20 protein-coding genes and 1 riboswitch are annotated in these 22,543 nt (G+C 56.3%); of the genes, 5 read left to right on the forward strand and 15 right to left on the reverse strand.

All coding sequences use genetic code 11. The features are described 5' to 3' along the window. Positions 1 to 83: 83 nt before the first annotated feature. Both prlC and rsmJ read left to right on the forward strand, forming a co-directional pair. Positions 84 to 2,126 carry an oligopeptidase A gene (gene prlC, locus ACQUTP_RS16140; RefSeq protein WP_004204943.1) on the forward strand — a complete coding sequence of 681 codons (2,043 nt, stop codon included), beginning with the start codon at positions 84 to 86 and terminating at the stop codon, positions 2,124 to 2,126. A 7-nt stretch (positions 2,127 to 2,133) separates the two neighbouring features. Further along, complete coding sequence (gene rsmJ / locus ACQUTP_RS16145; protein ID WP_004204942.1) at positions 2,134 to 2,886, forward strand: 16S rRNA (guanine(1516)-N(2))-methyltransferase RsmJ; 753 nt, start codon at positions 2,134 to 2,136, stop codon at positions 2,884 to 2,886. A gap of 145 nt (positions 2,887 to 3,031) precedes the next feature. On the opposite strand, the gene dtpB is transcribed toward rsmJ, so the two are convergent. Together dtpB and uspA are read right to left on the reverse strand one after the other, a co-directional pair. Further along, positions 3,032 to 4,504: a dipeptide/tripeptide permease DtpB gene (gene dtpB, locus ACQUTP_RS16150; RefSeq protein WP_004204941.1), complete on the reverse strand. Its 1,473-nt coding sequence runs from the start codon at positions 4,502 to 4,504 to the stop codon at positions 3,032 to 3,034. A gap of 255 nt (positions 4,505 to 4,759) precedes the next feature. Then, positions 4,760 to 5,197: a universal stress protein UspA gene (uspA, locus tag ACQUTP_RS16155; protein ID WP_004145166.1), complete on the reverse strand. Its 438-nt coding sequence runs from the start codon at positions 5,195 to 5,197 to the stop codon at positions 4,760 to 4,762. Between the two features lie 382 nt (positions 5,198 to 5,579). On the opposite strand from uspA, the gene uspB reads away from it, so the two are divergent. Then, a complete protein-coding gene (gene uspB / locus ACQUTP_RS16160; RefSeq protein WP_002921203.1) occupies positions 5,580 to 5,915 on the forward strand; it encodes a universal stress protein UspB in 336 nt (111 codons plus the stop codon). 58 nt (positions 5,916 to 5,973) lie between these two features. Here the strand turns inward: uspB and pitA are convergent, their stop codons facing one another. Further along, complete coding sequence (gene pitA, locus ACQUTP_RS16165) at positions 5,974 to 7,470, reverse strand: inorganic phosphate transporter PitA (protein WP_004204940.1); 1,497 nt, start codon at positions 7,468 to 7,470, stop codon at positions 5,974 to 5,976. Positions 7,471 to 7,699: 229 nt separating this feature from the next. On the opposite strand from pitA, the gene ACQUTP_RS16170 reads away from it, so the two are divergent. Then, positions 7,700 to 8,893, forward strand: coding sequence for an NAD(P)/FAD-dependent oxidoreductase (locus ACQUTP_RS16170; protein WP_004204939.1), 1,194 nt, complete (start codon positions 7,700 to 7,702; stop codon positions 8,891 to 8,893). A gap of 31 nt (positions 8,894 to 8,924) precedes the next feature. Here the strand turns inward: ACQUTP_RS16170 and ACQUTP_RS16175 are convergent, their stop codons facing one another. The 5 genes from ACQUTP_RS16175 to ACQUTP_RS16195 form a co-directional block, all read right to left on the reverse strand. Continuing rightward, positions 8,925 to 10,808, reverse strand: a complete 1,884-nt coding sequence (locus tag ACQUTP_RS16175; protein ID WP_004204938.1) for a sigma-54-dependent Fis family transcriptional regulator — start codon at positions 10,806 to 10,808, stop codon at positions 8,925 to 8,927. 141 nt (positions 10,809 to 10,949) lie between these two features. Then, positions 10,950 to 12,113, reverse strand: a complete 1,164-nt coding sequence (locus tag ACQUTP_RS16180; protein ID WP_012540369.1) for a metallo-dependent hydrolase — start codon at positions 12,111 to 12,113, stop codon at positions 10,950 to 10,952. Positions 12,114 to 12,125: 12 nt separating this feature from the next. Continuing rightward, on the reverse strand, positions 12,126 to 13,520 hold the full coding sequence (locus ACQUTP_RS16185) for a DASS family sodium-coupled anion symporter (protein ID WP_025999215.1): 1,395 nt from the start codon (positions 13,518 to 13,520) through the stop codon (positions 12,126 to 12,128). A 64-nt stretch (positions 13,521 to 13,584) separates the two neighbouring features. Beyond that, positions 13,585 to 14,283, reverse strand: coding sequence for a dimethylmenaquinone methyltransferase (locus ACQUTP_RS16190; RefSeq protein WP_004204935.1), 699 nt, complete (start codon positions 14,281 to 14,283; stop codon positions 13,585 to 13,587). Positions 14,284 to 14,293: 10 nt separating this feature from the next. Continuing rightward, positions 14,294 to 15,247: a hydroxyacid dehydrogenase gene (locus ACQUTP_RS16195; RefSeq protein WP_004204934.1), complete on the reverse strand. Its 954-nt coding sequence runs from the start codon at positions 15,245 to 15,247 to the stop codon at positions 14,294 to 14,296. A gap of 336 nt (positions 15,248 to 15,583) precedes the next feature. Here ACQUTP_RS16195 and ACQUTP_RS16200 point away from each other — a divergent pair, with 336 nt between their 5' ends. Continuing rightward, complete coding sequence (locus ACQUTP_RS16200; protein WP_135712122.1) at positions 15,584 to 15,859, forward strand: LysR family transcriptional regulator; 276 nt, start codon at positions 15,584 to 15,586, stop codon at positions 15,857 to 15,859. 34 nt (positions 15,860 to 15,893) lie between these two features. Here the strand turns inward: ACQUTP_RS16200 and ACQUTP_RS16205 are convergent, their stop codons facing one another. The 7 genes from ACQUTP_RS16205 to nikA form a co-directional block, all read right to left on the reverse strand. After that, positions 15,894 to 16,907: a magnesium transporter gene (locus ACQUTP_RS16205; RefSeq protein ID WP_017899992.1), complete on the reverse strand. Its 1,014-nt coding sequence runs from the start codon at positions 16,905 to 16,907 to the stop codon at positions 15,894 to 15,896. 56 nt (positions 16,908 to 16,963) lie between these two features. Next, a riboswitch (M-box (ykoK) riboswitch) is annotated at positions 16,964 to 17,145 on the reverse strand. Positions 17,146 to 17,243: 98 nt separating this feature from the next. After that, entirely contained in the window at positions 17,244 to 17,642 is a 399-nt protein-coding gene (gene nikR, locus ACQUTP_RS16210; RefSeq protein WP_004202063.1) for a nickel-responsive transcriptional regulator NikR, read from the reverse strand. Beyond that, entirely contained in the window at positions 17,630 to 18,421 is a 792-nt protein-coding gene (gene nikE, locus ACQUTP_RS16215; RefSeq protein ID WP_135712121.1) for a nickel import ATP-binding protein NikE, read from the reverse strand. Before nikE ends, nikR begins: the two co-directional genes overlap by 13 nt. Continuing rightward, positions 18,418 to 19,182: a nickel import ATP-binding protein NikD gene (gene nikD / locus ACQUTP_RS16220; RefSeq protein ID WP_428902440.1), complete on the reverse strand. Its 765-nt coding sequence runs from the start codon at positions 19,180 to 19,182 to the stop codon at positions 18,418 to 18,420. The genes nikE and nikD overlap by 4 nt, the downstream gene beginning before the upstream one ends. Further along, a complete protein-coding gene (nikC, locus tag ACQUTP_RS16225; protein WP_004202068.1) occupies positions 19,182 to 20,015 on the reverse strand; it encodes a nickel ABC transporter permease subunit NikC in 834 nt (277 codons plus the stop codon). The genes nikD and nikC overlap by 1 nt, the downstream gene beginning before the upstream one ends. Next, positions 20,012 to 20,956, reverse strand: coding sequence for a nickel ABC transporter permease subunit NikB (nikB, locus tag ACQUTP_RS16230; protein ID WP_004202070.1), 945 nt, complete (start codon positions 20,954 to 20,956; stop codon positions 20,012 to 20,014). Before nikB ends, nikC begins: the two co-directional genes overlap by 4 nt. Continuing rightward, a complete protein-coding gene (gene nikA / locus ACQUTP_RS16235) occupies positions 20,956 to 22,524 on the reverse strand; it encodes a nickel ABC transporter substrate-binding protein (protein WP_032456700.1) in 1,569 nt (522 codons plus the stop codon). Before nikA ends, nikB begins: the two co-directional genes overlap by 1 nt. Between the last annotated feature and the right edge of the window lie 19 nt (positions 22,525 to 22,543).

Raw genomic sequence — 22,543 nt, forward strand, 5'->3', positions numbered from 1 at the left:
TCCCCCAACTATCCCCCATTCTAGATCTCATGCATAAGCGCCGGACGCGCGCTTCACTCACCCTTTTCAACAGGACAGCGCATATGACCAATCCATTACTGACGCCTTTTTCCCTGCCGCCTTTTTCTGCGATCAAACCAGAGCACGTGGTCCCCGCGGTCACCAAAGCGCTGGAGGATTGCCGGGCCGCAGTGGAAAGCGCGGTGGCGCACGGCGCGCCGTATAGCTGGGAAAATCTTTGCCAGCCGCTGGCGGAAGTGGACGATGTGCTGGGACGCATCTTCTCGCCTGTCAGCCATCTCAATTCGGTAAAAAACAGCCCGGAACTGCGCGAGGCCTACGAACAGACGCTGCCGCTGCTCTCCGAGTACAGCACCTGGGTCGGCCAGCATGAAGGCCTGTATAAAGCCTACCGCGACCTGCGCGATGGCGATAACTACGCCACGCTGAATACCGCGCAGAAAAAAGCGGTTGATAACGCGCTGCGCGATTTCGAATTATCCGGTATTGGCCTGCCGCCGGAGGCACAGAAACGCTACGGTGAAATCGCCGCGCGCCTCTCTGAGCTGGGCAACCAGTACAGCAACAACGTTCTTGACGCCACCATGGGCTGGAACAAGCTGGTGACCGACGTCGCCGATCTGGCCGGTATGCCGGAAAGCGCGCTGGCCGCCGCTCAGGCGCAGGCCCAGGCCAAAGAGCAGGAAGGGTATCTGCTGACGCTGGATATCCCGAGCTACCTGCCGGTGATGACCTACTGCGACAATCAGGCGCTGCGCGAAGAGATGTACCGCGCCTATTCCACCCGCGCCTCCGATCAGGGGCCGAACGCCGGGAAATGGGATAACAGCCCGGTGATGGCGGAGATCCTCGCTCTGCGCCACGAGCTGGCGCAGCTGCTGGGCTTTGACAGCTACGCCTTTAAATCCCTCGCCACCAAAATGGCGGAGGATCCGCAGCAGGTGCTCGACTTCCTCACCGACCTGGCAAAACGCGCCCGTCCACAGGGCGAAAAAGAGCTGGCCCAGCTGCGCGCTTTCGCTAAAACCGAGTTCGGCGTCGAAGAGCTGCAGCCGTGGGACATCGCTTACTACAGCGAAAAACAGAAACAGCATCTCTACAGCATCAGCGATGAGCAGCTGCGCCCCTATTTCCCGGAAAACAAAGCCGTTAACGGTCTGTTCGAAGTGGTGAAGCGCATTTACGGTATTACCGCCAAAGAGCGTACCGATGTTGATGTGTGGCATCCGGAAGTGCGCTTCTTCGAGCTGTATGACGAACACAACGAGCTGCGCGGCAGCTTCTATCTCGACCTGTATGCCCGCGAGCACAAGCGCGGCGGGGCGTGGATGGACGACTGCGTCGGCCAGATGCGTAAGCTGGATGGCTCCCTGCAGAAACCGGTCGCCTACCTGACCTGTAACTTCAACCGTCCGGTCAACGGCAAACCGGCGCTGTTCACCCACGACGAAGTGATCACCCTGTTCCACGAGTTCGGCCACGGTCTGCACCACATGCTGACCCGCATCGATACCGCCGGGGTTTCCGGCATCAGCGGGGTGCCGTGGGACGCGGTCGAGCTGCCGAGCCAGTTTATGGAAAACTGGTGCTGGGAGCCGGAAGCGCTGGCCTTTATCTCCGGTCATTATGAAACCGGTGAACCGCTGCCGCAGGCGCTGCTGGAGAAAATGCTGGCGGCGAAAAACTACCAGGCGGCGATGTTTATTCTGCGCCAGCTGGAGTTCGGCCTGTTCGATTTCCGCCTGCATGCGGAGTACAAACCGGAGCAGGGAGCGAAAATCCTTGAGACCCTGGCCGAGATTAAAAAGCAGGTCGCCGTGGTGCCGGGGCCGACCTGGGGCCGCTTCCCGCACGCCTTCAGCCACATCTTCGCTGGCGGCTATGCGGCAGGTTACTACAGCTACCTGTGGGCCGACGTGCTGGCGGCAGACGCCTTCTCACGCTTCGAAGAAGAGGGGATTTTCAACCGTGAAACCGGTCAGTCGTTCCTCGACAATATCCTGAGCCGCGGCGGTTCCGAAGAGCCGATGGAGCTGTTCAAACGCTTCCGCGGGCGCGAGCCGCAGCTGGATGCGATGCTTGAGCATTACGGGATCAAAGGCTGATTGCTACGTGAAGATCTGCTTAATTGATGAAACGGGCGCCGGAGACGGCGCCTTATCTGTTTTAGCCGCCCGCTGGGGGCTGGAGCAGGATGACGATAACCTAATGGCGCTGGTGTTGACCGCTGAGCATCTGGAGCTGCGTAAGCGCGATGAGCCTAAGCTTGGCGGTATCTTCGTCGATTTCGTCGGCGGGGCGATGGCCCACCGGCGCAAGTTTGGCGGCGGCCGCGGTGAAGCGGTAGCCAAAGCGGTGGGCATTAAAGGCGATTATCTGCCGGATGTGGTTGACGCCACCGCCGGCCTGGGGCGCGATGCCTTCGTGCTGGCGTCGGTCGGCTGCCGCGTGCGGATGCTGGAGCGCAATCCGGTGGTCGCCGCGCTGCTCGACGATGGTCTGGCCCGCGGCTATGCCGATGCGGAAATCGGCGGCTGGCTGCAGGAGCGGCTGCAGCTGATCCACGCCTCCAGCCTGACGGCGCTGACCGATATCACCCCGCGTCCGCAGGTGGTCTACCTCGACCCGATGTTCCCGCATAAGCAGAAAAGCGCGCTGGTGAAGAAAGAGATGCGCGTTTTTCAGTCGCTGGTGGGGCCTGACTTAGACGCCGATGGCCTGCTGGCCCCGGCGCGCCAGCTGGCGACCAAACGGGTGGTGGTAAAGCGCCCGGATTACGCGCCGCCGCTGGCGGAAGTCGCCACGCCGAACGCGGTGGTGACCAAAGGGCATCGGTTTGATATTTACGCCGGCACGCCGGAGTAATATTACGCCGTGGTGGTATCTCCCGGATAGCGGCGCAACGCGCCTTATCCGGGCTACCGCATTGTAGCCCGGCTCAGCGTAGCGCAAGCCGGGAACCGTAATATTTAAACAAACGGCGCCAGTGCGGATCGGCCATCTTAAACGGTTACTCGGCGCTGGCCGGGGTATTAATCATCCGGTTCAGCCACGGCACCATCAGCGCCATCACCACCGTGACCCCCAGGGTCACCAGGCCAATTTTACTGAACACGCTGGTGTAAACCGGCAGCGTCTGCAGCGGGTCGGTGATATTTTCCGGCACCGCGGTGAAGGTCGCCACATAGCCGCCAAGCAGGAACGCGGCGGCCTGGGTCAGGAACCACATCCCCAGAATAAAGCCCATCAGATGCTGCGGCACCAGCGCGGCGACCATCGCCAGCCCCAGGGCGCTGATCAGCAGCTCGCCCAGGCTCTGGAACAGATAAACCAGCACAATAAACCACGGCGAGGTTAATCCCTGGGCGTCGGCGAACCACATCCCGGCGGCCGCGGCGGTCAGGAAGCCCAGCGCGCAGAGGAACATCCCGAGGGTAAATTTCACCGGCATGGTCAGGTCTTTACCCTTATGACCGAGATGGGTGTAAATCGCCGCCAGCACCGGGCTGGCCACCACCACCCAGAAGGGGTTCAGCGCCTGGAAGCTGACCGGGTTGATGGTAAAACCCAGGATCTGATGATGGACGTTGTTGATGGCGAAGAAGTTCAGCGAGGTCGGCATCTGGGCGTAGAGAATGTAAAACAGCACCGCCTCGATCATCAGGATAAAGGCGACGAACATTTTGTTGCGCCCGGTTTTATCAAGGCGAAACGCCTCGCGGAAAAAGAACGCAATGACCACGACCGACAGGACAATCAGCACCAGGTTGGCGATCATCACGTTATGCATCAGCCAGGCGCAGAGAAAAATCATTACCACCGTACCGGCCAGCACCAGCGCCAGATTGCGCAGGCTGAGGGGGCGGTGATCGGGCTCGGAGCCAATATCTTTTACCATCCCGCGGCAGGCGAAGTAGACCAGCAGCGCGATAATCAGCCCCGCGCCGCACAGATTATAGGTCACCGCGTAGCCAAACTTTTCCGCGATCACCGGCGCCAGCGACAGCGACAGCAGCGAACCGATGTTTATCGACATATAAAACAGGGTAAACGCCCCGTCGAGACGGGCATCCTTCGGCGGATAGCATTTTGACAGCAGGCTCGCCGGGTTGGCTTTAAACAAACCGTTGCCGACGGCGATGGTGCCGAGGGCGATAAAAATCAGCTGCGGTTTCAGCAGCGACATCCCGGTCATAAAGTAGCCGATAGCCAGCACAACCGCGCCGAGCACCAGGGTACGTTTGGTCCCCAGCAGATGGTCGCCCACGTAGCCGCCGATCGAGATCAGCCCGTAAACCAGCGCCGCGAAGGCGCCGAAGGTGATAAAGGCCTGTTCCTGAGAGAAGCCCAACTGTTTAACAAAGAAGACCGCCAGGATCCCCTGAACGCCGTAATAGCCAAAACGTTCCCAGAGCTCCACAAAGAAGATCATGAAGAACGGACGAGGTTGCTGCAGCAAACCCGTAGGTGCAGTTGTATTCATATTCCTTCGCCTTGTATTACTTTCCCAAAAAGTATGAACGCGTATGCCAGAACGCGCCGAAAATGTCTGATAACTCGCCATGCTGCGGTTATTGGCTTAATGAGTAGATTATTATATAGATGTTTTAGTGAATAACTGGCTGATCACACTAATGGAATGGCTTTTTTATGGATTTAAGCTCTGTTGTCTGGCGGGGCGGAAGCGAAAATAAAAACGCCCGCAGCGGCGGGCGTCTGGCATGACACAACGGGAGGGTTATTCGTCTTCTTCGTCGCGCAGCGGGACGATCAGCATGTCGACATGGACGGTGTTGATCAGCTGACGGGCAGAGGACATCAGCTTGCTCCAGAAGTCCTGATGGTGGCCGCAGACCACCAGGTCCATATCATATTTTTTAATCGCATCGACCAGCACCTGACCGAGGTCGCCGCTGCCGCTCAGGGTCTCGGTGATCGGGTAGCCGGCGTTGGTCGAGAGCTCGGTCAGCGCGTGATGGGTCTCTTCGGAGATGCGTTTTTGCATATCGCCGAGGTTCACGTCAATCAGCCCGGTGTAGAGGTCGGAGTAATTGACATCCACGTGGATCAGGGAGACTTTCGCGTTATAAGGGCGGGCCATAGAAACGGCTTTTTCAACCAGTACTTTACTCTCCGGGGACAGGTCTACTGCAATCAGAATATGTTTGTAAGCCATAGTGTTACTCCTTCCATAAGTTTGTCGATGACCATTGGACCTGACAGCTGGCGCTGCCGTTTCGCCCGCGTCCTGCGTGCTACATTCGCGGGAGGGTAGCCTTTAAGGACTTCATTGTAGAAGATATTTCTTACCTTATAGCGCCCCCCGCACTCCGTCAATGCACTGGGTTCACCTAAAAGCTAAACAAATTTATCCGTCTTACGTATTGATAACGAATAACCTTGTGGTAAAAAAATTAATGGATCTCCTACACTATTTAATGAGCCGGTCGGAAAAATAAATGTGATCGGAATCGCACTCTTTACGGTATTGTCGTCGGTTATTTGGGGAGCGGTAGCCGCGGAGGATTTCTCCGTGGGCGGGTCGCCGGGGAGGAGGTATGATCAGCACTATTGCGCTGTTTTGGGCCCTGTGTGTCGTTTGTGTGGTGAATATGGCACGCTACTTCTCATCGTTGCGTGCATTATTGGTTGTGCTACGTGGTTGCGATCCCTTGCTCTATCAGTACGTCGATGGCGGCGGCTTTTTTACCTCGCACGGGCAGCCCAGCAAACAGATGCGGCTGGTCTGGTATATCTATGCCCAGCGCTACCGTGACCATCATGACGATGAATTTATTCGTCGCTGCGAACGTGTTCGTCGCCAGTTTATTCTGACCAGCGCCCTGTGCGGCCTGGTGGTGGTGAGCCTGATTGCGCTGATGATCTGGCACTAACGATATTTTCAGAATAAAAAACGGGCCAGCAAGCTGGCCCGTTTTGAACGAATAACGCTTAAATCAGCTTCAGGGAGAGCCAGTAAAGGACGCCTGAAAGGATAATCGCTGCCGGCAGGGTCAGTACCCAGGCCATCAGAATGCTGGTTACCGTCTTTTTCTGCAGACCACCGCCATCCACCAGCATCGTCCCCGCTACCGAGGAGGAGAGCACGTGGGTGGTGGAAACTGGCATCCCGGTGTAGCTCGCCAGACCGATTGAGACCGCTGCGGTCATCTGCGCCGACATCCCCTGGGCGTAGGTCATACCCTTCTTACCGATCTTCTCACCGATGGTGGTCGCCACGCGGCGCCAGCCGATCATGGTACCAATACCCAGCGCCAGCGCGACCGCCATGATAATCCAGATTGGCGCGTACTCGATGGTGCTCAGCATATCGGTTTTCAGTTTCTTCAGCAGACGCTGGTCGTCAGCGCTCACGTCCGGCAGTTTCGCCACTTTGTCGGTAGTGTCGGAGATGCAGAGCATGATGCGACGCAGCTGGCCGCGCTGTTCCGGTTTTAGCGACTCGTAGTTCTCAACGCCGGTCAGCATGGTCTTCACGCGGTCAAGGGCGTTGATGGTGTTCGCCGGATGGCAATGAAACTCGCCGTTGGCCGCGGTATTGGTGTCCGGAGAGGGAACCAGCTGGTCAACGCCGGTGGCTTTCTTCAGCAGGTCAGGGCGCTGCTGGAAGAAGGTTTCCACGTTGTTGACCGCATCGCGGGTACGGGTGATTTCGTAACCGGAGGCGTTCATATTCACCACGAATCCCGCCGGGGCGACGCCGATCAGGACCAGCATCACCAGACCAATGCCTTTCTGTCCATCGTTAGCGCCGTGAGAGAACGACACGCCGATAGCGGACAGGATCAGGGCGATACGGGTCCAGAACGGCGGCTTTTTCTTGCCGTCTTTCTTTTCACGCTCCGCCGGGGTCAGGTGGATACGCGCCCGTTTTTTGGTGCCGCTCCAGTAGCGGCGCAGCAGGAAAATCAGGCCGCCCGCAATCACCAGACCAACGATAGGCGAGATGATAAGCGAACCAAAAATGCCGATGACTTTCGGGATATTCAACGCATCAACCACGGAGGTGCCTGTCATCAGCGCATTGGTTAAACCAATACCGATGATGGCGCCGATCAGGGTATGAGAACTGGATGCCGGAAGACCGAAGTACCAGGTCCCGAGGTTCCAGATGATCGCCGCCAGCAGCATAGAGAACACCATGGCGAGGCCATGCGCGGAACCCATGTTAAGCAGCAGATCGGTCGGCAGCATATGCACGATGGCATAGGCTACGCTGAGACCGCCCAGCAGAACGCCGAAGAAGTTGAAGAGCGCCGCCATCGCCACAGCGAGCTGTGAGCGCATAGCGCGAGTGTAGATAACCGTAGCCACCGCGTTTGCGGTATCATGGAAACCGTTAATCGCTTCGTAAAACAGTACAAAAGCTAAAGCAAGCAATAATAATAGTCCGGTATGTAAATCCAGACCGGCAAATAAATGTAGCATAGGACGTTACGCCATTTTGAGGACATGAACGCGGCGCATTATCAGTGACTTTAGCGGCGCGGGCAAAGTGAAATATAGACTTTTTTTGATTTTCTTCCTGTTTAGGTTTTACCCTGTTGGGAGTAATCCTATATCTTTCAATGATGTATCTAATGCGGGATTTTTCCCGCTGGTGTGACCAGAGTGAAATATTTACAAAACCCGACAATTGGGGAACGAGGAATGCGGTGTGGAAAGGTTTGATGCCATTGTCGTTGGCGCCGGAGCGGCGGGAATGTTTTGCGCAGCGCAGGCGGGGCAGCTCGGCTGTCGCGTCCTGCTGCTCGACAACGGCAAAAAGCCGGGGCGAAAAATTCTGATGTCTGGCGGCGGCCGCTGCAACTTTACCAATATGTATGTCGAGCCGGCTGCCTATTTGAGCCAAAACCCGCATTTTTGCAAATCTGCCCTGGCGCGCTACACCCAGTGGGACTTTATCGAGCTGGTCGGCAAATATGGCATCGCCTGGCATGAGAAAACCCTCGGTCAGCTGTTTTGCGATGATTCGGCGGAACAGATCGTCACTCTGTTGCTGGCGGAATGCGAAAAGGGCGGCGTGCAGATCCGCCTGCGCAGCGAAATTCTCAGCGTGGAGCGCGACGAGCAAGGCTATCGGCTTCAGGTGAACGGCGAAACGCTGGCGACCAAAAAGCTGGTGATCGCCTCCGGCGGCTTGTCGATGCCGGGCCTCGGCGCCTCGCCGTTTGGCTATAAAATCGCCGAACAGTTCGGCCTGAAGGTGCTGCCGACCCGTGCGGGTCTGGTGCCGTTTACCCTGCACAAGCCGCTGCTTGAGCAGCTCCAGGTTCTCTCCGGCGTCTCGGTGCCGTCGACCATCACCGCCGAGAACGGCACCCTGTTCCGCGAAAATCTGCTGTTCACCCATCGCGGCCTTTCCGGACCGGCGGTGCTGCAAATTTCCAGCTACTGGCAGCCCGGCGAGTTCGTCACCGTGAATCTGCTGCCGGACTGCAATCTTGAGGAATTCCTTAACGAGCAGCGCGGCGCGCATCCCAACCAGAGCCTGAAAAACACCCTCGCGATGCAGTTGCCGAAGCGGCTGGTGGAGTGTCTGCAGCAGCTGGGGCAAATTCCTGATGTCACGCTGAAGCAGCTGAACGTTCGAGATCAGCAAGCGCTGGTGGAGACGCTGACCGCCTGGCGCGTGCAGCCGAACGGCACCGAAGGCTACCGGACGGCGGAAGTGACCCTCGGCGGCGTGGACACCAATGAGCTCTCGTCGCGTACCATGGAGGCGCGTAAGGCGCCGGGCCTCTACTTTATCGGCGAAGTGATGGACGTCACCGGCTGGCTCGGCGGCTATAACTTCCAGTGGGCGTGGTCAAGCGCCTGGGCCTGCGCGCAGGCGCTGGTGGAAGGGTAACGGCGGTTTTATTCCGGCGGACAGGTTCGGTTTATCCGCTGATGTTATGTTGCTTCAGTTTACGCCACAGGGTGGTAGGACTGATGCCGAGGATGGCCGAGGCTTTGGTTCTGTCGCCATCCGTTTTTTCAATCACGCTCGCGATCAGCTGTTTCTCCTGTTTTTTTAGCAGATCGCTCTCATCCGCGACCACCGCGAGGTCAGTCACAAGAGACACGCCCTGGTGACAGGGCGATGAGAGTTGACTGATCTGCTGCAATACCGCTTTATCCACCGTATCACCCTCCAGCAAGACGATGAGGCGATAAATGACCGCCTGCAGCTCACGGATATTGCCTGGCCAGTCATAGTTCTGTAAGCAGTTCACGGCATCCGGGGTAAAGGTGAGGTGCTTGTTCTGTTGCTGCAGAAGATGGTGAATCAGCACCATAATATCTTCAGGTCTTTCGCGTAATGGCGGGAGCTGCAGTTCAAGGATATTGATTCGGTAATAGAGATCCTGGCGGAACTCCCCGCTGGCGATGAGCTGCCCCAGATCTTTATTGCTGGCGGTGATCAGGCGAAAATCGGCTGAGAGCAGGCTGTCGCCACCAAGACGGGAAAATTGCTTCTCCTGCAATACGCGCAGTAGCTTCACCTGGACCGACAGCGGGGCCTCACTGATCTCATCGATAAATACCGTTCCGTTAGTGGCCATTTCAAAGACCCCGGGTTTGCCTCCCTTCCGCGCATTGGTAAATGCGCCTTCGGCATAACCGAAAAGTTCACTTTCCAGCAGGCTCTCCGGAATAGCCGCGCAGTTGATGGCGATAAAAGGACCATGGCTGCGGGCGCTGACGTGATGAATACTCTGAGCAAACAGTTCCTTCCCCGTGCCGGTATCCCCTAAGAGATGGACCGGAAGATCATGCTGAGCGCACAGCCTGGCTTTTTGTATCACCTGATGCATGATCGGCGATTGCGTAATAATATTGTCAAAAGAATAGCTGGTGGCATAGCCGCGTAATTTACTTTTTTTACTGTTAGTCTGCTGCCAGAGTGTGCTTTCCTGGCTTAAGCCAGTGATAATGGCATAGGTGTTTTGGCGATTGGAAAAATGACGGACTGAGATACAAACAAGTGTGCCATTAATTTCGATAGTTTGCTCTTTGATGTTGGACTCATTAATCATGCTGGCATAGATATCTTTAAAAGCTTCTTTTTTAAAGATTTTGTCACCCACCTGACATTGAAATAAGGTCATGCCGATAGCATTGATATTAATGATTTCACCCAGTTGATCAACACACATAATGCCTTCGCGTGATTGATTCAATGCCGCATGGCTCATGACTAACTTTAAATTTTCCCGATTAATATATTTTAGTAAGCCATGAGCTTCATTAATGGCTTGTTCAATGGAATTATTGTCGGCGTCGCCTTCAATAACGTTGAGATTGTATTTCTTGGCCATTTCGGCGACAGTCAAACCACCAATGACCATATGATAACCATTTTCTGACAGATTTTTTATAACATTTTCAATGTCATGGTGATTGTAGACCTGGCAGATTTTAAACTCGTCGTTGGTCATGCTTTGGTAATGCCGCAGCGCCCGGCAAAACTGAGGGAAACCAATGGCGGCAATTTTCTGTGATTTATTCTTGGCTTCCTGCAGGATGCGGTATACGCCATGAAAATCATGGGCAATTTCGATAACCGGAATAGGGATGTTATTGCGAAGCAGGGCCGCAGTGCCGCCCCGGCTAATAATGATTCTGGTGCCGGACTGGATCATTTCATTAGCTTTGTTGAGAACGTCAGAATAACGAAATTCATAGACGGGGATTTCCAGTTTACGCTCAATAAGAACATTCATTATCCGTTGGGTAATGGTGCTGGAAACTGAGAAGATGACAATTTCATTATTCTTCATACATTATTCACTTATCGGCTCAGGATTGGCTAAAATCATTATAATTTTAAGGCGCAGATAAATAATGACGAAGGTCATAGAAGAGGGGTTTTATCATACCAGCCATACGCCTGGAAAGGCGTATGGCTGGTGGCTTGCGAATTAGAAACGCAGACGGCGATAAACAATCTGTCCGTTACAGATAGTGGCGCAGTTATCGAGGTAGCAATCACCCTCCAGGGTTTTTCCCCGGGTATCTTCAAAGGTGATCTTATCTTTGCGTAATTTCACAATGGAAATATCGGCAATAGCGTTTGCCGCCAGGGTACCAATCTGCCCCTGCATTTTCATCAGGCGAGCCGGCGTGGCGGTCACGGCGCGGATAACGTCAAAGAACGGCATGCCCATATTGAGATATTTCGACATCACATGCAGCAGGCTATAGACCTTATCAGTACGCAAGCTATTGCGCAGGGTTAAATCGGTACTGATGATATCAGGGTAGAATCCCTGCTCCATCGCCGATTGCGCCACCTTGAAATCAAAGTGGGCGACACCGTTTGAACAATCGAAGATCACCCCCCTGGACTGTGCTTCTTTGATGGCGGCATACACCTGCCCTTGTTCGTTGAGAATAGAATGACCGGTACCGTGGAAACAGTGTGCATAGATGTCACCCTCTTCAAAATAGCGGATCAGTTCATCGGCGCACAACAGGGAGTCGGTGACATGCACGCAAATCGAGGTTTCCAGTTTGCGTGCGAGGGCGACCGTGGCTAACAGCGGATCGCTGGCATACTGTTTGCCTCGGGCGATATCCTGGCTATAGCGTAATTTCAAACCCAGGATGTTGTCTCTATTGTCATTCAGCGTCTGGGCAATTTTTTCCTCGTTGTAATTGGCCGGATTGGTATTTTCAAGGTAGCCGGTGGGCCCGCCACCGAGGGTGGAGAGGCCAACATTGACCACGTTTAAATAGCTCTTAATTTTCACCATCGCCGGATGGATCACGCTATTACGAAATAGCGAATAGTTGACCCATCCGCTGCTCCCGGCATCGACCATGCTGGTGACGCCGTTTGGTAAACAGACGATATCAGGGTTAACGCTAATCGCCGTTCCGCCATGGAAAACATGGCCATGAAAATCGATGAGGCCGGGAAGAATGATACAGCCCGACGCATCAATAACGGTTTCAGCCTGCAGGTCGCTATGATGAGAAATATCAACGATGCGGTTACCCTTAATACCAATATCGGCGTTGATATAAGTACGGTTTTCAATATCGGCGATCTGGCCGTTTTTAATGACTATATCCAGTTTCATTTTATGCTCCTGTCAGATGCCGATAAGCTTCCAGTAAGGAATACCGATAAAGAAGAAGATTAACACGTTCACCACAACCATAATGGTGCCGAGCATCCAGAAGGTTTTCTGTGGCACGTAGCCGCTGGAGAACGTAAATACACCAGCCCCATTGCCATAGTGGGTCAATAAAGCGCCATAGCCTGCGGAGAAGGCCAGGGAGAGCGCGACGTACATCGGATGTGCCTGCGTGGTCATACCCAGGGTAAAAAGTACCGGATAGAAAGAGACCACAAAGGCGCTGTTTGAGACGAAGAAATAGCGGACCGCAAGGCTGATAAACACCAGCACGGCAATCGCGCTGATTTCACTCAAATGCGAGAGATCGAGATAATTTTTAATCACGTCGACCAGGTAAACATAGAAGCCCCCTTTTGACAGCGCCACCGCGCAACCGTAGAAGGCGCCGTACCAGACAAAGGTCTGCCAGGCTGATTTTTCGCTGACCACGTCATTCCAGCTCAGGACGCCGAAAAGCAGCAGACAGGCGAGGAAGGCGAGCCCTACCGGAATAAAGGCAATACCGGTGATAGACCCGGTCATCCAGCCTAACACGCCGAGAATAAAGAACACGATCAACAGCTTCTCTTCGCGTTTGACCGGGCCTAATTCATTGAGGCCTTTTTCCGCAATTTCGTTCACGTTCTCAATAACTTTGAGTTCCGGGGCATAGATTTTATACAGGATCCAGGGCGCCAGAATGAGCACCAGTCCCGCCGGGACAACGGCGGCTTTAAACCAGGTCATCCACTCAAGATTGACCTTCATAATTTCATTGGCTAATGAAACGGTGATCGAGTTGGTGGCCATCCCGGTCAGGAACAGGCTGGAGGTCCCCATCGAGACGACGTACATCAGGATAGTCAGATAGGCACCGATTTTGCGGCTACCGTCGTCGGGCTTCGAGCCAAGCGCTTCGGCGATATTCCTGAAAATGGGGTAGGTGATCCCTCCCGAACGCGACATGTTTGAACCGGTCGCCGGGGCCAGTACGGTATCGGTGACCATCATCAGATAGCCGAGCGTCAGGGTATTTTTGCCGTAGCGTTTGAGTAACAGATAAGCAATGCGTTTACCTAACCCGGTAATGACAAATGCTTTGCAAATAATAAAAGCGCTGATAATAAACCATACCATCGGGCTGCCAAATCCAGCGAATAGTGGACCGGGGTCGAGTACCAGAGAGGCGAATCCCAGAATAATCAGCATAATCACCGCGTCGGTAAACGGGCGTAAAACCAAGCCACAGAGCATGGCCAGATAAATGCCAACCATATGCCATGTCGGGGCGGCAACGCCTTCCGGATGCGGTATTATCCAAAATAAAACAGGGAAAAAGATAATCGGCAAGAGTTTTAAATAAAGCATTTTTGTTACCTTTGCTTTAAGGCCACGGCAGATAAACCACCGTGGCTTATATTATTTAATCGAATTAACGATACGTGTCGTCGATAAATTCGACGCCCGTTGCATCCAGCGATTTTTTAACCCATTGACGATTGGCGGTACCGTTTTTGGCGGCGTCCACTTTGCTGGCATCGAATTTGGCGTACTCTTTCGCTTTATCCAGCACCGTTTCTGCATCGCTCAGTGGGATGACAATGACGCCATCCGCATCGCCGACAATTAAATCGCCAGGGCAGACAGCGACGCCGCCCACGGCAATGGGGGTATTCACTTCCCCGGGTCCCATTTTGAAAGGGCCTGCCGGATTCGAGCCTGTGGCATAGAGCGGAAAATCAAGCACCGATAGGGCGTCGATATCGCGAATCGGCCCGTCCAGCACGATACCGGCAATTTTCTTCATGTGATGGGCATACGCCACCATGATTTCGCCCATCAATGCCCGCGAGCGATCCCCTTCGTTGGAGACCACGATGACGTCATTTTCTCCCGCCATATCCAGGGCGGCATGGAGCATCAAATTGTCGCCGGCGCGAGCTTTTACCGTAATGGCGAAGCCGGCCATAATCGGTTTTTGGGGTGAGGAAATACGCTTGATGCCGTTGCCTAATACCGCGATACGGTTCATGGTGTCAGCAATATTTGCCGCCGGCAGGTGCTCATATTCTTTCAGCAGGGCAATATTTCCCACCGGACGTTTTAAAAATACACGGTTACCAATAGTCATCTCTTGCTCCTTAAAAACCTGGGACCGGCCAGGACGGTTTTTTACCCGATAACACTTCGTCAATGCCGATGGCGGAATGAAGAGACGCCCTGTCGGTTGCTTCGATAGTGGCGGCACCGATATGGGGGCCGATGACGATATTGCTCAGCGCGAAAATAGGATCGTTGGCATCGAAGGGTTCTTTCTTCAAAACATCAACACCGGCGCCGGCGATAATTTGCTGGCTTAAGGCGTGATAAAGTGCGCGCTCATCGACGAGTTTGCCGCGGGCGGTATTAATGAAATAGGCGCTGGGCTTCATCATCGAGAACTGTTTTTCGCCGACGAAGTCGGTGGTTTCCGCTGTTGTTGGGCAGTGCAGCGAAACGAAATCACTCTCTTTGAAAATTCGGTCGAAATCGTCAGTCAGTTCGACACCCTCGGGGATCTGCTGCTGCGTTTTATAGGGATCATAGGCAATGACTTTCATATTAAAGCCGTGCAATGCTTTTAACGCGACGCGCGAGCCGATATTTCCTACGCCAATTAAACCCAGGGTTTTACCATCAAGTTCAACTTTCGGGGTGCGCAGTTTTGCCCAGTAATAATCTTCAAGCATTTTTTCTTCGACCAGCTTGAAATTACGTGAGCAGTGCAGCATATAAAATATGGTCAGTTCCGCAACTGACATGCTGTTGGCTATCGGGGCATTTAATACCACAACGCCATGACGTTTGGCGGACTCCAGATCTACGGTATCGTAACCTGCGCCATGGCGGGCCACCACTTTGAGCTTTTTAGCCGCTTCAAAAACGCGGTCGGACATTTTTGACAGGCGCACGATGATACCGTCGCAGTCGCCGATATCGCGGATGATATCTTCCTCTTCCATCCCGGAACCATTAATTAGCTGATAACCCCGGCTTTCCAGATACTCTCTCCCTTCGGCCATGATCTCTTGCGGGAGTAGAATTTTATACGTCATGTCAATTTCTCCAGTGTTGTTTACGTGGAGATAAATGCATGCCCTATGCCACAACTTATTTATAGTGTGATAATTTTTATAATATATTGAAATTAAAATGATTTTTATTTTGTTAATTAATGGTGAATTGTTTTTATGTTGATGAGTATCACAAATTTATATTAGGGGTTATCGTCGGTTTTTTTCATTATGAAATGGCTGGATTGCAAAATTAAATAACGGTGTTATGCATTTCACATTGTTGCTCGACAGGGCATTGGCAGCCAGTGATTGACATTTTGTTTGCGGTTAACTAAAACGATGGCGGAATGAATAAATAAAAAGGGGGTATTGACTATGAATAATGCCCAGATTGAAATGTTCAGTGTTATGGTACAAACGGGGAATATTCATCATACAGCACAACGTTTTGGTATCGATGCCGCGTCCATTACCACCAGTATTTGTGCGCTGGAAAACGAGATTGGTTTTAATCTCATCGTGCGAGGGAAAAATATCAGGAAGGTAATATTAACGGAAAAGGGAAAGGCTTTTTACAAACTCACGCCAGAGATCCTTTGTATCCTGAATGCTATCGCCACGATTCGTTGCGCCGAGAACCTGGTTGAATAAGCCCGGCGCAAATCGGCCGGGCTGTTACGTGATCTTAGTTCAACCCAAGAAAATACTGGGCGATTTTGAAATAGATAATCAGTCCGGTGCCATCGATCAGCGTGGCGATAAACGGCGCGGAAACCACCGCCGGATCGATGCCGATCCGTTTAAGCACCATCGGAATGACCGACGAGACAACTGCGCTCCACAGGGTAATGCAGACCAGCGTCAGGCTGACGATCAGCGTGATTTCCATGCCGATGCCCATCATCCAGGCGCGCAGGCAGCCCGCCAGCCCCAGCGTTAAGGCAATCAGAAACGAGGTCGACACCTCTTTGCGGATCACCCGCCCCATATCGCGCAGCCGTACTTCTCCCAGCGCCATCGAGCGCACCAGCGTCGAGGTGATCTGCGTTCCGCTGTTGCCGCCTGTGCCGATGAGCAACGGAATAAAGAAGGCCAGCGCAATGGCCGACTCCAGCGCCTCTTCGAAATGCTGCAGCACGCTGCTGGTGTAGGCTTCGGCCACGAACAGCAGCAGCAGCCACACCGAGCGTTTCTTCCACAGCGTCCAGGGGCTGATCTCGAGGTACGGTTTTTCCAGCGGCAGCGTCGCCCCCTGCAGCTGAGCGTCCTCGGTGACGTCATCCTCCAGCAGATGGGCGATCTCCTTTTCCATCAGGCAGCCGACCAGCTCGCCTTTATCGACGACGGGAACCAGCTCGAGGCCGCGCTCGTTGAGCTCGGCAATGACCTGCGGGCGTTCATCGTCAGGTTTGACGCGGAACAGGCAGCTGTCCATCAGGTAGCGGATAGACTGCCCGACATCCCCTTCCTGCAGTAGCTTTTTGACCGACAGGCTGCCGCGCAGCTTTTTACCGGCGACAACAAACACCTGGCCGGGAATATCATCGCTGGTGAGCTGCGAGATAAAGTGCTCCCGCGCCTCATGGACGCTGAGATGTTCCTGCAGCGTAATAAAGTCGGTACGCATGTACTGGGCGATGGCATCGCCGTTGAAGCCAGAGGTCGCCTGATGGGCGGCGCAGAGTTGAATGGAAGACATGATTAAAATCCCTATAAAAAATCACTCATAGGGGCGAACAAGACAGGGTTAGCGCAGGCAGATCCCTACGTCCTGGTTTTAGCACTGCATAACGTATCTGAACGGTCATGACCGCCAGAAGTTACCTTGGCAACACCTTGATTCGATGGAAGCCTGTATTTCCCTGAGTGGTCTCTCTCGATACCAACAGGGCGGTAACTTGTATTTATGCAGGAGCCTCGCCATAACGAGATCGTTAAATGAAGCTCCATTATTGGCGAAGCGGGATAATTCACAAAGCGTATAATTTATGTGGTTTATCAACTGTTGATAAACCACCTAAGAATTTTCAAATAGTTAATCATCCGCTAAACACTGCAAATGCCCATGGCGCACGCCGCGCTGGGCAATCACGTCGTCGGCAAAATGCTGTATCTCGACCATGTCTCCCTTCAGCACCGCAATCTCCAGGCAGTCGTCATGACTGATATGCACATGCAGCGTGGCGACGGAGAGATCGTGATGATGATGCTGGGTGGCCACCAGCCGGCTCGCCAGTTCGCGTTTTTCATGCTCGTAGACATATGACAGGACGGCATAACCGCGCCGCGGCTCCGACGGCGCGGGATCCTGGTTGAGGGCGTCTCGCAGAATATCGCGTACCGCCTCCGAACGATTGTGGTAGCCGCGGCGGGCGCTGAGCGCATCGAGAGCGGCCAGCAGGTCATCATCAAGGGTCAGGGTTACGCGCTGCATGGCATGGCCTCGTTAAGCAGAGTGGCAGGAAAAGGTGGCAGCACCGCCTGCTGGAGCGCCTGTCCGGCAGGGGAGCGCAGGCGCAGCGGTAGACTGACCGCTGCGGTTTCGACGATGCGTCCGTGCTCCATCACCAGCACCCGCTGGCAAAAGCGCTCCACCAGCCGCAGGTCGTGAGTGATGAACAGGCAGGCGGTGCCAAACTGGGCCTGCAGGCGTTTCAGCAGGGCGATAATCTCCGCCTGCAGCAGCAGATCGAGATTCGAGACCGCTTCATCCAGAATCAACAGCTGCGGCCGTACCGCCAGGGCGCGAGCCAGGCAGACGCGCTGCAGCTGTCCGCCGCTGAGCTGCGACGGGCGTTTATCGAGTAGCGTCGTGGAAAGGTCGACCGCCTGCAGCATCTCTTCCACCTGACGCGCGCGTTCCTCGCGCGACAAGCGCAACAGATGGCGCAGCGGCTCGCTGACGATCTCGCGCACCGTTTTGCGCGGATTCACCGCGCTGAAGGCGTCCTGAAACACCAGCTGAATATCGCGGCGGAAGGCGCCGACGGCCTCGCCCTTCAGGGCGGTCAGCGGTGTGCCGCGCCAGACAATATCGCCGTGCTGCGGCGTTTCCAGGCCCACCAGCATCCGCGCCAGGGTGCTCTTGCCGCAGCCGCTGCGCCCGAGCAGGGCCACCGTTTCGCCGGGGGCGATGGCGAGTTGGATCTCGTGCAGGACCCTGCCGTGGTGCGGGTAATTGTGGCTCACCCCGGTGACGCTGAGTAAATTCATGCTGTTTTCTCCAGTCCGTACAGCGCCAGATGCGCCGCCAACAGGCGTTGGCTCAGCGGGTGCTGTGGGGCGCTGAACAGCGTATTTACATCGCACTGTTCAACGAGGCGACCGTTCTCCATGACCGCTACGTAATCCGCCAGCCGCGCCACAACGCCCATGTCATGGGTCACCAGCAGCAGCCCCAGACCGCGGCTGGCGACGATATCCGCCAGCAGATTGAGGATCCGCGCCTGGGCGATGGCATCGAGGTCGGTGGTCGGTTCGTCGGCGATGATAAAGGGCGCGCGGCTGAGCAGGGCGAGGGCGACCATCATCCGTTGCAGCATGCCGCCGCTCATCTCAAAGGGGTAGCGTTTCAGCAGCGCCCGCGGATTATCCAGACCCACCTCTTCCATTGCCGCCAGCAGGGCGGCGTCAATTGCTTCGCGGCCCGCCGCCCGGCAGGTTTCCCGGGCGTGGGCGGCCATGGTATGCAGCGGATTAAAGGCGCTGCGTGGGTTCTGCATGATAGTGGCGATAGTCGCGCCGCGCAGCTGTTCGCCGTGCACCGGCATGCCGTCAAGCAACACCCGGCCGGCGGTCTGGTTGACGCCGGGCGGCAGCAGGCCCAGCGCGGCGGCGCAGGTGAGCGATTTCCCGCTGCCGCTGCTGCCGAGCAGCGCCAGTACCTGGCCGCGGCGCAGGGTAAGCGAGACGTCGCTGACCAGCGGGCGGTCGGCGGCAAGGGCGATCTGTTGCAGTTGGATCTTCTGCGGCATCAGTGGCTATGCTCCGCGATCAGGTGAGGATCGAGGCGATCGCGCAGCGCGTCGCCCAGCAGGTTAAAGGCCATCACGCTGATGAACAGCGCCAGCCCCGGCCAGACCATCTGCAGCGGCTGGGTCCAGATATACTGCCGGGCGTCGTTGATCATCACCCCCCATTCCGCCGTCGGCGCGCTGACGCCGAGGCCAAGGAACGACATGCCGGCCACGTGAAGCATCATATGGCCGATATCCAGTGAGGCGAGCACCAGCAGCGAGGGGATCACCGCCCCTGCCAGATGGTCGCTGAACAGCCGCCACTGGCTGGCGCCGCTCAGGCGGGCGGCGAGGATAAATTCGCGCTGGCGCAGGGAGACCACCAGATTACGCACCATTCTGGCGTACCAGGCCCAGTGCGACAGCGCAATGGCGAGGATCACGTTGGTCAGCCCGGTTCCCAACACCCCCACCATAAAGAACGACAGGATCGAGGTCGGAAAGGTCATAAACAGTTCGGCGAGGCGCATCAGGCCGCGGTCGGCGCGGCCGCCCAGCAGCCCGGCGCTGCCGCCAACCGCCAGACCGATCAGCAGCACCAGCAGCAGGCAGGCCATTACCGCCCCCAGCGAGACGCGGGTGGCGGCCAGCAGGCGCGAGAAAATATCCCGTCCAAGATGATCGGTTCCCAGCCAGTGCGCCCCCCCTGGCGGCAGCAGCCGCTGCTGCAGGTTAATCGCCGCCGGATCCCAGGGCAGCCACCAGCCGCTGCCGAGGGCGATGACCGCCAGCAGCGCGATAACCAGCAGGGCCAGTTTCACCGGCCAGCGGAAGTTTCGCAGCCATCTCATACGCTCACCTCCTCATGGCGGCGCAGGCGCGGGTCGAGCGCCGCGTTAAGCACATCCACCGCCAGGTTAGCCAGTACGAACACCGTGACCATCATCAGGGTAAAGCACTGAATCACTGGATAATCGCGATTGAAGATCGCGGAAACCGCGTAGCGGCCAACCCCCGGCCAGGCAAAGATATTTTCGATAATCATCGTGCCGCCGATCAGCTCACCAATGTGCATGCCCATGGCGGTCACCACCGGCAGGGTGGCGTTGCGCAGGATATGCCGCCGCTCCACCTGGCGCGTGCTCAACCCGCGCAGCCGCGCCCATACCACGTGACGCTGGCCGGAGACCTCCAGCATGCTGGCGCGCAGCAGCCGGGCGTTAATCGCCAGCGACATAAAGGCGATGGAGACGGCGGGCAATATCAGGTGCTGCCAGTCGCCGTATCCCATCGCCGGGAGCCACTGCAGATGCACGGAAAAGAGCATGACCAGCAGAAAGGCTAGCCAGAAGTTCGGCATCGACACGCCGAGGAAGGCAATCAGCCGTACAGCAAAATCCGGCAGGCGATCGCGATGGCGCGCCGCCCAGATCCCCAGCGGCAGCGAGGTGACGAGGATCAGCGCCAGCGCCGCGCCGGTGAGCAGCAGGGTGGCCGGCAGGAAGTGCAGCAGGTCGTCCAGCACCGGCCTCCGGGTGGCATAAGAGAGGCCGAAGTCCAGGTGCAGCGCCCGCCACAGCCAGTGCAGATACTGCATCGCCAGCGGCTGGTTGAGCCCCAGCAGTTCGCGGGTCGAGGCGACCATCTCTTCCGTGGGCGGCAAGTTCGACAGGCGCAGATAATCCAGCGCCGGGTCGCCGGTGCCGAGCCGCAGCAGCAGAAAGATGATGGCGGAGGCGGCGAGCAACAGCGGGATCAGCAGCAGCAGGCGGCGTAAAATATAGCGTAGCATTATGGTGTTACCGGTTTAATCTGGTCGAACGGGATCTCGGTGGTCACCGGCGCGAACGGGATCTCGCCGACCTCCTGGCGCGCAACCGACATCAGCGAGACATAGCTGATGGGTAGGTACACCGCGTCCTGATGCAGACGGGTCAGCACATCGTGGTACAGCCGTTTCCGCTGCGCCTCGTCGCTGGTGGTCAGCACCTCGCTAATCTCTTTATCAATCAGCGCTTTGTCGGGCAGGCCGCGCTGGGCCTGATAATCGGCATGCGAGGGCACGCGCATCGAGCTTAAAAAGGCATGCGGATCGTAGGGGGCGCCCCAGGTGCGATTGAAGATCATGCCGAACCGGCCTTCGCGCTGGCGCGCATAGATGCTGCTCTCCTCCTCGCCCACCAGGGTGACGCGGACGCCGACCTCCCGCAGATTGGCCTGAATAATTTCGGCCATCGATTTAGCCAGCGCGTCGGTGCCGATAAACGCCAGCTCAATCGCCAGCGCTTGCCCGGCTTTTTGTCGCCAGGGCTGGCCTTCCGGCTGCTGCCAGCCGGCCTGCGCCAGCAGGGCGCGGGCTTTTGCCGGATCGTAACGGCGCGGCGTCAGATCCTGCGGGGCGTAGGGGACCGAGGGCGCAAACAGGGTGTCGGCAACCTGCTGGGTGCCGTAGAGCACGCTATCGACGAGGGTCTGCTTGTCGACGGCGTAGTTGAGCGCCTCGCGAACCGCCTGCTCGCGGGTCGGGCCCTGGCTGGCGTTCAGCGCTAGCATCACCGTCTCCGTCGGGGCGGAGAGTCGAGCCACGTAGCCGGGGTGATGACGAAAGCGTTCGAAGGTATCCAGCGGTAGCAGCCCTTCGTCGCCGTAGAGCATGTCAATTTCCCCGGTTTCGAACGCTACCGCGCGGCTGGTGGCGTCAGGGATCACTTTGATGGTGATTTGCTGCAGCGCGGGTTTATTACCCCAGTACTGTTCGTTGCGTACCAGCACGTCGCGCTGATTGAGCTGCGAGCTCGCCAGTCGCCACGGCCCGGTGCCGATCGGGGCTTTGATGCCGTTGGCGGTGCCGCCATCGATAAACTGCGAGGGGGCGATAAAGCGGAATGGGCGGGGCAGGGCCAGCTCTTGTAGCAAGGGGGCGTAGGCGCTTTTCAGGGTGATCTGCAGCTCGCTGGCGCTGAGCGCCCGCACGTCGGTTATCTGATTGGCGAGCTCAAGCCAGGCGTGGCGTTGACGGTTGGCGAGCACCGCCTGGAAATTCGCCGCTGCGGCCTGGGCGTTAAAGGGTTCGCCGTTGGAGAAGGTCACATCCTCGCGCAGGGTGAACCACCAGGTTTTACCATCGTCGGAGTGACGCCAGCGGGTCGCCAGCCAGGGCTGCACGCTGCCGTCAGCCTGATACTTCACCAGCGGCTCATAGACCATGCTTTGGGCAAACATCTGGTTGGGGGTATAAAGATGCGGATTCAGCGGGCCGACGTTCACCGGCCAGGCGGTGGTGAGCGAGTGCTGCGCGGCCTGAGCCAGCAGAGGGACGCAGGCGATCAGCGCCAGCAGAGTGAGGCGGAAAATAGACAAGACGGCAATCTCAACGACA

This window comes from Klebsiella sp. 2-CIP_Kleb., from assembly GCF_050378715.1.
Taxonomy (GTDB): domain Bacteria; phylum Pseudomonadota; class Gammaproteobacteria; order Enterobacterales; family Enterobacteriaceae; genus Klebsiella; species Klebsiella quasipneumoniae.